Annotated in this window: 15 protein-coding genes; 7 read left to right on the forward strand and 8 right to left on the reverse strand. The window is 43.0% G+C overall.

Going from position 1 to position 13,297, the window contains the following annotated elements; genetic code table 11:
- Window positions 1-53: 53 nt before the first annotated feature.
- Window positions 54-629: a helix-turn-helix domain-containing protein gene (locus M988_RS15300; protein WP_008812572.1), complete on the reverse strand. Its 576-nt coding sequence runs from the start codon at window positions 627-629 to the stop codon at window positions 54-56.
- 471 nt (window positions 630-1,100) lie between these two features.
- On the opposite strand from M988_RS15300, the gene M988_RS15305 reads away from it, so the two are divergent.
- From M988_RS15305 to M988_RS15320, 4 genes are all read left to right on the forward strand, one after another.
- Window positions 1,101-1,973, forward strand: a complete 873-nt coding sequence (locus M988_RS15305) for a winged helix-turn-helix domain-containing protein (protein WP_008812571.1) — start codon at window positions 1,101-1,103, stop codon at window positions 1,971-1,973.
- A complete protein-coding gene (locus tag M988_RS15310; RefSeq protein WP_008812570.1) occupies window positions 1,970-2,464 on the forward strand; it encodes a FidL-like protein in 495 nt (164 codons plus the stop codon). Before M988_RS15305 ends, M988_RS15310 begins: the two co-directional genes overlap by 4 nt.
- Before the next feature lie 233 nt (window positions 2,465-2,697).
- On the forward strand, window positions 2,698-3,891 hold the full coding sequence (locus M988_RS15315) for an MFS transporter (RefSeq protein ID WP_020303898.1): 1,194 nt from the start codon (window positions 2,698-2,700) through the stop codon (window positions 3,889-3,891).
- 262 nt (window positions 3,892-4,153) lie between these two features.
- Window positions 4,154-4,489 (forward strand): hypothetical protein, encoded by a 336-nt coding sequence (locus M988_RS15320; RefSeq protein ID WP_008812568.1) that lies wholly within the window; start codon window positions 4,154-4,156, stop codon window positions 4,487-4,489.
- A gap of 54 nt (window positions 4,490-4,543) precedes the next feature.
- Here the strand turns inward: M988_RS15320 and M988_RS15325 are convergent, their stop codons facing one another.
- The 3 genes from M988_RS15325 to M988_RS15335 form a co-directional block, all read right to left on the reverse strand.
- The gene (locus M988_RS15325) at window positions 4,544-5,077 is read right to left on the reverse strand and encodes a rhodanese family protein (protein ID WP_064574887.1); all 534 of its coding nucleotides are present in this window, start codon (window positions 5,075-5,077) and stop codon (window positions 4,544-4,546) included.
- Between the two features lie 9 nt (window positions 5,078-5,086).
- Window positions 5,087-5,395, reverse strand: a complete 309-nt coding sequence (locus M988_RS15330) for an ArsR/SmtB family transcription factor (protein WP_008812566.1) — start codon at window positions 5,393-5,395, stop codon at window positions 5,087-5,089.
- 252 nt (window positions 5,396-5,647) lie between these two features.
- Window positions 5,648-6,625 carry a TDT family transporter gene (locus M988_RS15335; protein WP_224452295.1) on the reverse strand — a complete coding sequence of 326 codons (978 nt, stop codon included), beginning with the start codon at window positions 6,623-6,625 and terminating at the stop codon, window positions 5,648-5,650.
- Between the two features lie 108 nt (window positions 6,626-6,733).
- On the opposite strand from M988_RS15335, the gene M988_RS15340 reads away from it, so the two are divergent.
- The 3 genes from M988_RS15340 to M988_RS15350 all read left to right on the forward strand — a co-directional run bounded on the left by M988_RS15340 (window position 6,734) and on the right by M988_RS15350 (window position 9,501).
- Entirely contained in the window at window positions 6,734-7,615 is an 882-nt protein-coding gene (locus tag M988_RS15340) for a LysR substrate-binding domain-containing protein (protein WP_008812564.1), read from the forward strand.
- Window positions 7,616-7,952: 337 nt separating this feature from the next.
- Window positions 7,953-8,489, forward strand: coding sequence for a fimbrial protein (locus M988_RS15345; protein ID WP_020303899.1), 537 nt, complete (start codon window positions 7,953-7,955; stop codon window positions 8,487-8,489).
- A 10-nt stretch (window positions 8,490-8,499) separates the two neighbouring features.
- Window positions 8,500-9,501, forward strand: a complete 1,002-nt coding sequence (locus tag M988_RS15350; RefSeq protein WP_008812562.1) for a fimbrial protein — start codon at window positions 8,500-8,502, stop codon at window positions 9,499-9,501.
- 269 nt (window positions 9,502-9,770) lie between these two features.
- Here the strand turns inward: M988_RS15350 and M988_RS22480 are convergent, their stop codons facing one another.
- The 4 genes from M988_RS22480 to M988_RS15370 all read right to left on the reverse strand — a co-directional run bounded on the left by M988_RS22480 (window position 9,771) and on the right by M988_RS15370 (window position 13,166).
- Window positions 9,771-10,034, reverse strand: a complete 264-nt coding sequence (locus M988_RS22480; protein ID WP_020303900.1) for a FaeA/PapI family transcriptional regulator — start codon at window positions 10,032-10,034, stop codon at window positions 9,771-9,773.
- A 126-nt stretch (window positions 10,035-10,160) separates the two neighbouring features.
- On the reverse strand, window positions 10,161-10,862 hold the full coding sequence (locus M988_RS15360; protein ID WP_008812561.1) for a LuxR C-terminal-related transcriptional regulator: 702 nt from the start codon (window positions 10,860-10,862) through the stop codon (window positions 10,161-10,163).
- A 22-nt stretch (window positions 10,863-10,884) separates the two neighbouring features.
- A complete protein-coding gene (locus tag M988_RS15365) occupies window positions 10,885-11,544 on the reverse strand; it encodes an EAL domain-containing protein (protein WP_064574889.1) in 660 nt (219 codons plus the stop codon).
- Window positions 11,541-13,166 (reverse strand): PglL family O-oligosaccharyltransferase, encoded by a 1,626-nt coding sequence (locus tag M988_RS15370; RefSeq protein WP_248846515.1) that lies wholly within the window; start codon window positions 13,164-13,166, stop codon window positions 11,541-11,543. The genes M988_RS15365 and M988_RS15370 overlap by 4 nt, the downstream gene beginning before the upstream one ends.
- Window positions 13,167-13,297 lie beyond the last annotated feature (131 nt).

Genomic DNA, 13,297 nt, shown 5'->3' on the forward strand with positions numbered 1-13,297 from the left:
AGATATCGCATATCATGTATTAAGCATGAAATGGATTAGTTATAATTTAAACATCAATGGTCTACCGAAATCGTCGAAAGGTAACGATACAGCTGCACATTACTCCTAACACCAATTTTCCTCATGATGCTGCGTTTATAGCTGCTCACCGTTTTAATATTCTTATTAAGTAATGTAGCGATCATGACTGAGCTAAGGCCTTTATTCATTAATAAAACAACCTTTTTCTCCTCTGGTGTTAATACCTTAAGCATCTTGCAATACAGGCATTGAGAAGGCCTTGCCTCATTCATGATTTTCTTATGGAGATTCATTACTTTTTTTATTTTATTCTCGATATCCGTAAAACTATCCGAGATAGTAAAAGTCGCCTCATTACCCAGATGTCCTACATCGGATTTATCACTTAGCACTGTAACCACTGCGACATTATTGTTTGTCAGATGACAAGTACAATGACTTAATCCCTCAAATTTAGTACGAAAGTATAATGTGACGTCCTCGCAAGGATCGTCTAAATCATCAATCTCACTCTTTTTGATTGAGTCCTCACCATATATCCCCTCAACAACTGCATAAATGCCTTTCTTGGCATAATTATCTAAACCTTGGGTAACGACATTAACCATTTCATCCACCAGAAGTCACAGATACTGTGGGCTTAGGCTAAATCTCATTGGTAATAAAAAACATTCCCAACATTAGTGAAAAAGCACCACAAAATCAGTTAAGATTATTCCTACAACAAAACAGCCTTCAATACTTTTGTGTGGTAATTATAACCACCCGCCCACAACCTAGACAGATGAACCTATATTCATCGAAAAAATGATATTTTTGTCTGAAAATCATTTGTTTTTCATATTAAAAAGCCATTAAAAAAGCTAATATTGCAGCTATACTTCCAGCAAGATAATTACATAAAAATATATATATTCATTTATTCATAATTAGAGTTAATTTTTATAACGCCAAGATACACACCTGTTAAATAAAATTATATTTTCACTCAACACTGTCGTTAGAAAAATCTCATGATTTGACCAAAAAATATATTATATGCATCATAAAAACCCCCTTGATATTTATGGTACTTAATAATGAGTATTTATATCGTCGATGATCTTGTTACTTATAACTCTGAAGATGGCATTCTAAGGTCACTTCAAAATGATGAAAACCAGTTAGCACTAACCACAACAACAGCAAGGTTATTTAACTTACTGCTGGAAAATTATGGCTGCGTGGTGAGTCGAGAAGAGTTATTTGAAAAAATATGGGAAAATCATGGGCAGCGTTCATCTAATGCAGGATTAAATCAATATATACGCACTCTAAGAAAATGCCTTTATGAATTTGGGGTTGCAGAGAACTCAATAATCACAATACCTAAAGTTGGATTCAAACTTAATCCTAGTATAATTCAACGTATAGAGGATGCCGACGACTCCTACCAAGACAAACATGAAAAAGAGAGTCAGTCTGAAAAATCAGATGCTGTGCCAATAAAAAAACACCAAACTAATCATGAAGAAAAATATGAAACGAAAAATATCCAAGCAACGCCGAACGACAAAAACGGCCATGACACCCAAAAACGGTGTGTTTTTTATTCACTTCTAATCTTATTTATTGGCAATGTTTTACTATTTGTATTTAGCTTTAGTAATCAGATCAAAAGCGAAACCGTACATAGCTATTTATTGACCACTATTGATAGCTGTCGAGTTTACACATTGCACCCCAACTCGGAACAGGCAATACCAATAAAAAAGAAAATATTTGAAACTGCAATAACCAGGAGCAAGCTCAGCTGCATTACTGGGACTGAATTTTATACCTACATTGATGACAGTTTAGTCTTTGGGCGAATTGGCGACATTTTCATCGCCAGATGTACCCTGCGAGACGCGAGTACAAACCAGTTCATTGCATGCGATAGCTCTTACTATTCACCTTGGGATACAAAATGAGTCTGATAATAAAAGTGAAAATAAATCACATCCTTCTTTTTATTGCTTTCATTTCTCTTATTAACATAGCTTACTTCTTTTACTCTTATAAAACCCGCCTTAACATCAATTGCGAAAGCTCAGGCATGAGTGAAATTGCTAATGAAAAAGTGAAAATACGCGCTGACGGTTCAACCACCTATCGCTTCAATACGGATTACACGGGGCGTATCAGCATCAAAACTAAGATTGACATTGGTGATAAATCCTACTTTTTAAATCGTGATATCAGCATCACTTACGAGAGAGAAGGGGCTGACTATTACAAAGTAACACCAACAAAAGTGCTTAGATCGCTAGCCGATAATGCGCCGGATCATTTCATAGAGAATAGTTTCATGATCAAACAAGCCTATGAGTACGCACTGACAATCAAAAAAGTAAACAATAATACCTACCTACTAGGTGGTTCATTCTCCCCCATGACAATCTGCGTGGTAAAACCAAACTAACTCATTAGGACAACGTTTATAGCTATCTTGCTATAACACGACGACAAACCATTCCCCTAAGATAGAAAAGGATCAAACAAACGCCATTGATTTTATCCATGGCGTTAGAGGTTCAAGGCTACCACTCCACCATCTCGTCCTTGAAATACCTGCTAAACAGTTTAGTGTAATCAGACACATTCACTTTCTCCTTCATTGAGTTTCTCAGTCTTTACGCCTTTAGGACGGTTCCTTTGCCCAGTCTTTCACTAAAACACCGCAGCCTCGCCCTATTCATCTTCTTTTTCTTACCTGGCGTCTCGATGGCATCTTGGGTCACTCGAACGCCAGCAATTCGCGACAAACTTGGCGCATCCACGGCAGAAATGGGGTTAGTGCTATTCGGGCTATCCATTGGTTCAATGGCTGGCATTCTCAGCTCAGGATATCTCGTACAACGATTTAGTACTAAGCCCGTCATTGCTGCCGGCACCAGTTTGGTTATTGCTGGGATATTACTTGTCGCGCTCGGTGCTTTTTGTTCTTCGGCGCTCACCGTCTCTGCTGGACTGTGTCTATTTGGCGCAGGGATGGGCTCCGCAGAAATTGCTATTAATGTTGAAGGCGCAGATGTAGAACGTCTCTCTCATCGCCCTCTACTGCCTATGCTACATGGCTGTTTTAGCCTAGGTACCTTAGTCGGAGCCGGTATTGGAAACGGTTTAACCTCGGTCAATTTTCCTATTCAGTGGCATCTATTATTGATTGGCGTTATTTGCATTCCCGCAACACTCTGGGCATTAAAATCCGTGCCGCAAGGTAATGGCCTACGCCCTTCAGTGACAGACACTGCCGATAACAATAAATCAACGGGCGTGACAACTAACGTCTGGAAAGATCGCCGCCTCATCCTCATTGGCCTTATTGTATTAGCCATGGCGCTTGCAGAAGGATCAGCTAATGACTGGTTACCACTATTAATGGTCGACGGACATGGATTTAGTCCAACGTCAGGCTCGCTGATATACACAGGATTTGCATTAGGCATGACGGTTGGACGATTCTGTGGCGGCTATTTTTTACGCAGATTTGGTCGTGTTAACGTCGTACGGGGTAGCGCCATATTTGGCGTTATCGGTCTAGGACTGATTATCTTTGCTGAAAACACATTTTTGGTGAGCGCATCTGTTCTATTTTGGGGTATAGGCGCATCGCTTGGTTTCCCACTCACGTTGTCTGCAGCGAGTGACACTGGCCCCAATCCAGCGGCGCGCGTGAGCGCCGTAGCGACTACTGGCTATATCGCCTTTTTAGTGGGGCCGCCAATGCTTGGCTTCTTGGGAGAGCACTTAGGATTGCGCTCAGCAATGATCGTCGTCTTGGCGCTAGTCACCTTTGCCATTTGGTTAGCTCCCGCGGTAGGGGAACCGCCAAAATCTAACGCATAGCCAAACGGGTAGCTCCCGCGATTGTTCGCGGGGGTTACCTTGATTCCAGTCTATTTGTCGTACGACATTCCTGCCGCATTCTGCTTGGAATGCTCATCTCATTTCCTACTATTTCAATTTGTCGCCACTTTTTAAAGGAATACGATTTCGACTCCTCGGCAAGGGATTCAAATTGGGTAGCTGCATATTCTCTATCGCTAGAAGCCACTATCGCTAGAAAACCGCTTTTTGAGATTATGAATTTTCAGCACTGGAGATTTTAATGAGTGATAAAACGTTAACGATTTTGCACAGTAACATGTTGCGCCTGCATCAAGTGATTAACACCAGCACGGAAAATGGTTTACCCGATAACCTATTAGATGTACTGGCGTTGGGCTTTAATTTACTAAACATGAGTAACAACGAGTTAATCCAACAGCAGCAAGCGCGACAAACGCTATCGTATAATTCGGTTAGCTTAGTTATTCAGCAATGCAGCGCCTTACTGTGGATCGTGCTGGAATATGCAAGTCCCCAGATGGAACAGTCAAGTGTGGATGAACTGGCGGAGATTTATCTACACACTCACTACCTAGCTAAATCGCTGTCGTGTTGAACCCACTCGAAGCCAGCTACATTGTTTGTGCCACTCCTCTACAACGGAGAACACTTATGTTGGTTTTTTATTCCAAGGCATTTTCATCAGCAAACGAGCCATACCACAATACCCTGTGATACCTGCAAACAGCAGCCCTGCGCCGACAAAACCAGATAGCAAGAAGAATCCGGAGTTCACTAGATAACCTAAAATAACCCCCAACAGAACCAATGTCCCCGCGGAAATCTGAACCTGACGCATTAAAGGTAACGGCTGACGCTTATCTATCTCAACGTCCAATCCCGCTGTTTTCCACGCGTTAATTCCCCCCTCCATGAGATAAACCTGAGCAGGAGCCGCAGCCTGAACTAAACGTTCGGCATTTTTAGAGGAGCGCATGCCTGATAAACAGTGAAAAATCACTTTGCTTGTAGGCGTTACACCAGAGATTTTCATCCCCTTCTCTAATTCGCCAAGAGGATAGAGCTGAGCCTGAAAGATGTGCTCTCGGGCATACTCTTGAGGATCGCGAATATCCACCAAAAGTGCGCCTTCCCCGAGCATTTTACTGGCCATTTGCGGAGAAATAGTAATAGCAGATGACATAATGACTCCTTAAGAACAGTAGATATCTTTAAGAACGCCAATAACGCGCTCAACAGCTGGGTTTTTTATGGAATACAGCACGCTAGTGCCCACGCGCTCGGAATCAACCAATCCCTCTTCGCGCATTCGGGCCAGGTGTTGGGACGTTGCTGAAGGACTCAACCCCACTGCCGCCGCAAGTTCTCCCGCTCCGGTACGCTCCGCACCAAGCAAAATGCATAGAATCAGTAATCGGCTTTCATTACTCATTGATTTCAATAGGGAACTGGCTAGGCTCGCGCGTTGCTGTAACTCTGCAAGATTGAAGGGAGAATCCATGTTGACGCCTTACTTTAGAACTTTCTAAATTTAGATAAATCTAAAATAAAGCCAAATGAAATGCAAGCGAGAAATACCAATAGATTAATACGACGAAGGCCCGTCACTTGACGAGCCTTCAGCAGAAGCCACCTACACCAAACTATAAAAACAGCGCCCACACAAAACAGCCTAAAAACAAAACCAATGCCGCAGCGGGAACGAATGAAACCTGCTCTGAATCTTTCATTATTGTCGAACTCCTATATCCCACTATTTGACCGCGCCTTGATGAATATTCAGCCGGCTAGGGAGCAGATAGTTATGGATAAAACGTACTGATACATAACCAATCACCAACGTCGCAATCGCAGCTTCTGCGGTCGCCATCATATGCAGTTGGCGAGCATACTCGGCGGCATGTGGATAACTACTCACCAAATTTGCCATTTTATAAAGTGCCGTTGCACCAATCGCCATCGGGAAAGTAAATGCTGCATAGCCCGGACTAAACGGCAGTCTCATCAGCCGGAAAAAAGCACAGTAAATCACAAGGGTCATCAGTAAGGCGATACCAAGCAACACAGCACAAATCAGCATCGACGGCTCTTTAACCACGGTCAGATACCCCGCTAATGACAAGCTTGCCGGCGCTGCTAATATCGCAATCGTCGGTTTTGCTGCATCCGGTACTTCATTACGGAACATAAAACGGTAAATCATCATTGGCAGCATTATCAGATAGCTCACCATACCAATCGCCAGCAGAATCAAAGCAAACTCGGTGTAGGCATCACTTGGGCAGGTAACGTCTGCAACGATAATACCCACCGGCGGTACGAACCAACTCGGTACCATATGATGCAGATTAGGCTCTTGTGCACGATGATAGATAAAAAATGCCAGCGCGATCAGATGTACAACGACAGCCCCCAGCCAAAGAACCTGACCCGCCAGCGGCAGAAAATGACCTAACGCTTTAGACACAACCATCGCAGCCATCGCAAAAGTTGGAACAATACTCCCCACAACCGGATGTTTGAGATCCTGCGTTAACGTATCGGGATGAAGGACAAAGCGCGCCGCCATCGCACATAGCAACACTGCCGCAATCAAAGCCCCCGCGTTTTGCCCCACGCCGTGCAGCGGTAAAGCATTCTCTAAACACCACCCCAAGCTTGCGATCCCTAATGCCAAACCTGCAACAGGCGTCGGTAATCCTCGAACTCTATGATGTAAATGTCTCAACACGTTATCACCTCGATTTTTCTTCATCTCTTCTGCGACACAAACTATATCCATCGGGTATTATTTAAAAAATCGAGTTATTTTTGACACTGAGTTTAGAGAAACTAAACGATGAACATTACCTTCAAGCAACTATCCGTATTTGTCACTATCGCCCATCACGGCAGCATGACTCTCGCCGCAGACGCTCTTTTTATGACCAAGGGAGCCATATCGCAAACGCTGGCCGAGCTAGAGAATCAGCTTGGCGTACGCTTATTTGATAGACAGCATGCTCGTCTATTCATTAATCACGAAGGAAGGAAGTTATTGCCCGTCGCAGATGAACTACTCGCGCGGATGCAAGGCGTGGAAACACTCTTTGGGGAAAAGAGTCAGGACACTCACCTGCGATTAGGCTGCACTAAAACGATTGGCAGCTACTTACTGCCTGATATGTTAAAAGGTTTTGCTAAAGGCAATGGCTGGATGCCGCAATCAGTCATCGCTAACACCCAAGAAATCAGCAAGATGGTGGATCATTTTGAAATCGATGTTGCGCTATTAGAAGGCCCCGCCACCGAACCTAATCTTATCAGCGAACCTTGGCTTAACGATGAGATGGTGGTGATTGCTGGGCGAGATCATGCCTTAGCGAAAGAAAAAATCGTCCCCTATTCCAGACTCAGTCAAGAACGTTGGTTACTACGCGAACAAGGCTCCAGCAGTCGTGCCTTCTTTGACAACCAGCTTGCACTGCATCTTGATAACCCACAGGTTGCACTCTCGCTAAATGCCTTTGACGCTATTCTCTCCTGTGTAGCACACAATCTAGGCATCACTTTTATTTCTAAACGCGTATTGCAGCAGCCTTTTTATGCAGGACACTTTGTGCAGCTACATACAGAGCAACGCTTTATGCGAAAGCTAACGTTGTGCTACCACAAAAATAAATTTATTTCGCCTACGCTGCAAAGTTGGCTCTCCTTCAGCCACTCGTGGACACACGTGTAGATAAACAGCATGACCATTCTCCTGGCGACTCTCTGTATAAACAGATTAACCATTTGTTTTAAAAAAGAAAAAACAACAAACAAGTAGAAACACTTACTAAGATAAATCTAACAGATAATTATTTTATCATTTAGATAAATCACAATATTTTTAGTCGTGTGAGCAACTCATTTGCCCTCACGCGACAAATTAACTCGCATTTTATTTACAGTAACAAAGTTAGTTTTTACCAGCATATGAATACGTTACCCTTACTGCGCTCAATATACCCCCAAGACATTTGAACAATGAAAAAACGAGTGGGTAAATTCCGTCAATGCTGTAACGAGTTAATAAGATGAACATGCGCCTTCGCAACATAACGTTGTTAGTTTTTTTATTCTCATCCTCTCTCTTTGGCTCAGCCTTCGCCGCGCTAGCGCCGATTAGCGGCGGTCGATCTGATGATGAATCAAAAAGCACGCTTTACATTCGCGGCAATATTTATGAGCCTGCAGCCTGCAAGATTAATAACGATAAAAACCTTGATATCGATTTCAAACGCATCGCATTGAATAAAATTGACGGCATTGCTTATGCCAACATAACGCCTATAGATATTGTTTGCAGTATCACGACCGGAGCGACGGTTCAATTAGAATTCACCGGAACCTCTTCAGGGAAGAGTCATTACCTGACGACCAGCTTGGACAATTTAGCGCTAGCGCTTTCAGACGACAGCACGGGCAATAATATTGAGCTTAATAAATTCTTCACCATACAGAAAACACAAACTATCCAATTACGCGCAGTACCAACAAAAATTTCTGATGCGGTGGAGCTGAACGAAGGCACTTTCAGTGCAACATCCACGCTGATTACACGCTATCTATGACAGGTGCTTAATGAAATACGCATTACCTTCAAAACTTCATGGAAAACGCCTGCTACCTTTAGCCGGATTATTGTTGGCATCTTTTCATGCATCCGCATTTGACTGCGTCGAAAGCGGTACTAACGTCGTTGATAAACCCCCTATTGATATCGGTGAACTTGCCATACCCGCTAATGTGCCGGATAAGACCAAAGTCTGGGAATCAAACCCGATCACCGTTACCGCCTTTTGTGATAACAACACCAAATCTAATTTTAAAGACTATGTGACCTTCTATTTCAACCCAAAATCAAAATCGTTGGGTCAGGGGCTAAAATTAGGGGTCACCTATGAAGGGAAAGATCTAGAACAAGACGGTCAGGCTTTACAAGTACCTAACGGCGGCCCAGTGTATAAAAAGGGATCAGGAACACCTACATCCAAAACGGTAACCGTGACTTTTCGTCTCTATATTCGTACAGATGGAACGCCTCCTGCTTCTGGGCATTACCAAGGCGCTGACGAATTTGTCGTGTTCCAGCTCGATGGCTCAAGCGGAATCAACTTTCGCCCTGATGCCAAAAACCTCAAATACTCGCTTTCAGGCTTAACCGGCGCACGTTTTTTAAGCTGCGGTGCTCAAATCAAGCTTTATCCAGAGAATCAGAATCTGGACTTTGGTGATATCGATCGGACAGAACTGAGCAGCGGGAATGTATTATCAAAAAGCTTCACCGTGAAGGCCGTAAAAGAAGGTGGGTGTCTAGAGGATTTCTCTTTAACATCCCAATTTGCCACAACTGAAACTTTATTAGATAGTACGAATATAAACTTAAACAATGGTGTAAAGCTTGGTTTCCTTGACCAAGATAATAAAGCCGTAGAGTTTAATAAATATACTAATTTTGGCAGTATGAAAGGTATTACCGAGATCAGTAAAAATTACACAGCGAACATTTCAATGATACCAGGCCAAACCATTAAGGCCGGTCCATTTGTTGCAACCACCATTGTTAAAGTGAATTATTATTAAATGATTAAGAATCATCCTATCGATGAAATTAACAATGAAATTAATAATAGGAACGCATGCAGAAACGCAGATGAGGTTCCCCCCATCTGCGCTATTATTAATAGTAGAAATAAAGTCAATAATTGATAATTAGGATTATTCCATTGCAAAATATCACGAAAATTGCTCCGTACATAAATATGCTCGGAGAAATTGGCAATGCAACAGCCTATCCCTGAGGGACATGCCTGATAAAACTAAAAATCAATAATGAATTATTTTGCTAAAAATTAGCGATTTGGAATACACCAACGTAGAGAATTACTACGACCAGCTCCTCCTTGATAGCAATTTACTTTTCCTTCACCAACAAGTTGCAACAGCCAGTGGCGAGTTACGTAAATACTTTCACCACACTCTTCTGCAACTTCTCTCGTTTTTGGCCAACATGATTCTGGTAGATAGGGATCTGTACTCCGAGTTTCTCCCATCCTAGTTGAACATATCTTTCCCAGATTCATGTAAATTCTTTCTTTCTTCGTTAACTTATCCATTTCCAACTCCATTGACTCGTTATCATTGAACGTTATGTGTCTTTGTTGTTGCTACCGCATCTGCGGCAATTCTACTGTCCTTAGCAGATACTTCTCTCATCGGAGATGAGCGTCCAAATTTAATAATTAAATAGCTACGGTGTGTATTAATCTTTCCACTATGCGATGCCGAATATTTAACTCTCTCGCGGATGGGCTCATATAGAAAAATCTTTTACGGCCAGAAGAATAAGTCAATCTGTCTTCATAGCTTTTCATCAGAGCTAAGAGTTCTGCATCGCTATTTAAATTAAACTTGTGCATAACAGAACGTTTATGGCTACTGATGGTTTTAATGTTTAAAGAGAGTATCCATGCAATGCGGGCAACGCTAAACCCCGAGCATATATAGCGAACAACCTTTTCCTCTTGAGGAGAAAAATAGAGCGCTTGACATTCATGACAATGTCGTACTTTTTCATTTCCGGCGAACGAGTTTTTCCAAGCAAGTATGATTTTTTTACTTAGCGATTTTAAAGATTCGTTGCGTTTAATGAACAGCACACCTTTTAAGCAATCAGGCAATCGAGCTAACGATGTCTTCCACTCCCCAGTACAAACGCCAATCAGTAAGGAATTGCTCTTACGATGTAATAACTCGTAATGGCATACGGAGGCAGCACCATTTTGAAATACCTTCACGATAATATCGGAAGAATTTAGGTTATCTTCACTACTTTCTAGCAGTTCAACGGGACCTAAGGCATTTAAAGCAAAATGTTGCTTAATAAAATGCCAAAGCCCATCGCGATAGAATGTATTTTCATCATCAATCAAAACTCTCGTCATATCATTACTCGGAATATTATTATTAAATAATCGTTTCTGGCCACAGATAGCCCTGTAAATGGCTAGCGCCAGAGCAAGCAGCAATCTCCCTATGCTGTAAAGTTTCAATGCCTTCAATTAATACATTGGGTGAAATTTGATAGCAGTTTTTAACCAGTTGATTCAATACGCTTGGCATTGACTGAGAGCGCCAAAATTCATGCTTATCGATTTTTATTCCATCGAAGCGAAAATTGATCTCACGCACTACAGACAACATTGAACCCTCGATATCATCAAGCCAAACGGCAATATTCTGCTCATGCAATGCATTCAGATTTTTGACCAGCGTTTGCTGCTCGGCACACGTTAACCCAACTAAATTTTCTGGATCTTGCAGTTCAACCACGACTTTTTTATCTGGTGATATTTGAATCAACTCGCCCAAATCTGAGCGTGATAAATCCCTAACGGGTAAATTGATAAAATAGTGCACGTCAGATGAAGAATTTGTTACTCGCTCAACCTGATGGTTAAACATGGAAAATACAATATTTGAAGGCACTTGCCGAAAGTAACTCTCAGAATCAACGGCATCAGAAAAATGGCTGAGCACTTCGTAACCAATGACCAAGCCCGTTTTCAATTCAACAATGGGCTGGAGTTTTATTCCGACCGGAGATGGGTAATGAGTAAACATCATTTTGACTCCTGTACGGCAATCACAGCCGGTAATTGGAAACGAATATCCCGATTAAAAATTTGGCTGGCTTCCTGACGCAATTTTTCAGCCTCATCCACATCTCTGTTGAAGCGCAGAATGGCAATTCGGGATGCATACACATTCGCGTCCACATGGCGAGAAAGGTATACCTGCGACCAATCTAAATAATGTTGTAAGATCTGAGGGGCACGGCTCTGGTTGTATTGCAGCAGTTGGCTAACTTGGCGATCATAATCAACGCGTTCTCTCAGCAACCATGGCTGCCAAAGTTGCTGTTCCAGCAGTGGAAAGTGAATTCTTGCTTGCTTCATCTGTAGCTGTTCGGCCTTAGTCAGCAGAATTTGGGTTTGCAACGTAGGCAGCATCAGTGCCAGTCCTGCAAGCGCAGCCAAACACATGGCCATTCGAATCACACCGTTCATTTTTGGCTTAGACACAACGGTGATATTTGAAACCGCAACATCGGTCAGGCTCAGCAATAAGAGAAAGATGAGCCAGTGAGCGGTAGACATATAAAACGGATATTCAAGCTGACTATGTATTGCTATCGGCATCATCAACAGCCATAGCGCAAAACAATGTTTATTCACCTGCCTCCACGCCAAAAACATCAGACGGATAAAAGCCACGGCGATCAGTACATAGCCCAGCAGTGCCGAAATGCCCCCCTCTACCCAGCCAAATAACAACTCATTATGCGGATGCGTGATCACCCCCATCCCAGCGATCGGCGGCGTCATGCCCAAGGCAAAATGCGCAAAGCTATATTCGAAACTGCCGTATCCCCAACCACTTAACGGATGAGTGGCAATCATGGCTAACGTGATCTGTAGGATTTTCCAACGTTCAAGATTTGATCCCTCATGGGAGACTGGCGTCACGAGATCCGCCGCCATCATTAGCGAATAGCCAGTCAGAAGACCAAGAATAATCAGGCCGGCAAATACGATGGTTTGGCGTGGGAACTCGCGCCATCGCAGGGCAAAGTTTGCAACGATGACGATCACTGCACCTATATAGCCAGCACGCGACTGAAGTAAGACCAACATGGCGGGTAGCAAAACAAGGGCAGCCAACTGCTGCAACCGCAGTAAACGCGGGACCAAAGGTGCATTTTGTTGAGAGGCGTCAGATGATTGGGGTAAATAGAGCAGATAGAGTGCACTGGCGATGCCGGTAGCCATAAAAGAGGCCATAACATTCACCTGACGGAAGACTCCGGTCGGCCTTGCCCCTTCTGCGCTTAGCGCCATTAATCCTGAGTCTGGTGATAATAGTGAAAGTTGGATAAACCCGATCCCACCCTGTAGCAAAACCGCAAACAACAGCAGGTTAATGATTCTTACCCGCCAAAACTCGCTAAAACGGCACTGTAACAGCGTGAAATAAAAGGCCAATCCAGCCATAACGCCAGCCATCTGGAATAGCGCATCGCGTAGCCATTTCTCTGGCGTATACAATAAAGGGATCAGCAAGAAGACAACGCCAGTGAAGATCAGTCTAAACGTTGTGGTAATAGTGATATTCCGATGCGAATTCAGTAGCCAGTAGGCTAATACAGACAGCGCGATAAAGACCCAAGCGACAATATTTCCAGGCATCCGCAATCCACTCCCGCCCATGCCAGGAATAAATATGTGCATACCTATCGCCAAATAAATTAGCAAAATAATAAAAATTGCCGTTCGGTTTATCGCTTGCATAATTTGCTCTTAAAACGCGTGACCTAACA

This window comes from Hafnia paralvei ATCC 29927 (assembly GCF_001655005.1).
Lineage (GTDB): Bacteria > Pseudomonadota > Gammaproteobacteria > Enterobacterales > Enterobacteriaceae > Hafnia > Hafnia paralvei.

Bases quoted from the DNA above. Each gene is read 5' to 3' on its own strand.
- M988_RS15300 (WP_008812572.1), bottom strand. From the start codon at position 629: ATGGTTAATGTCGTTACCCAAGGTTTAGATAATTATGCCAAGAAAGGC.
- M988_RS15305 (WP_008812571.1), top strand. From the start codon at position 1,101: ATGAGTATTTATATCGTCGATGATCTTGTTACTTATAACTCTGAAGAT.
- M988_RS15310 (WP_008812570.1), top strand. From the start codon at position 1,970: ATGAGTCTGATAATAAAAGTGAAAATAAATCACATCCTTCTTTTTATT.
- M988_RS15320 (WP_008812568.1), top strand. From the start codon at position 4,154: ATGAGTGATAAAACGTTAACGATTTTGCACAGTAACATGTTGCGCCTG.
- M988_RS15325 (WP_064574887.1), bottom strand. From the start codon at position 5,077: ATGTCATCTGCTATTACTATTTCTCCGCAAATGGCCAGTAAAATGCTC.
- M988_RS15330 (WP_008812566.1), bottom strand. From the start codon at position 5,395: ATGGATTCTCCCTTCAATCTTGCAGAGTTACAGCAACGCGCGAGCCTA.
- M988_RS15340 (WP_008812564.1), top strand. From the start codon at position 6,734: ATGAACATTACCTTCAAGCAACTATCCGTATTTGTCACTATCGCCCAT.
- M988_RS15345 (WP_020303899.1), top strand. From the start codon at position 7,953: ATGAACATGCGCCTTCGCAACATAACGTTGTTAGTTTTTTTATTCTCA.
- M988_RS15350 (WP_008812562.1), top strand. From the start codon at position 8,500: ATGAAATACGCATTACCTTCAAAACTTCATGGAAAACGCCTGCTACCT.
- M988_RS22480 (WP_020303900.1), bottom strand. From the start codon at position 10,034: ATGGATAAGTTAACGAAGAAAGAAAGAATTTACATGAATCTGGGAAAG.
- M988_RS15360 (WP_008812561.1), bottom strand. From the start codon at position 10,862: ATGACGAGAGTTTTGATTGATGATGAAAATACATTCTATCGCGATGGG.
- M988_RS15365 (WP_064574889.1), bottom strand. From the start codon at position 11,544: ATGATGTTTACTCATTACCCATCTCCGGTCGGAATAAAACTCCAGCCC.
- M988_RS15370 (WP_248846515.1), bottom strand. From the start codon at position 13,166: ATGCCTGGAAATATTGTCGCTTGGGTCTTTATCGCGCTGTCTGTATTA.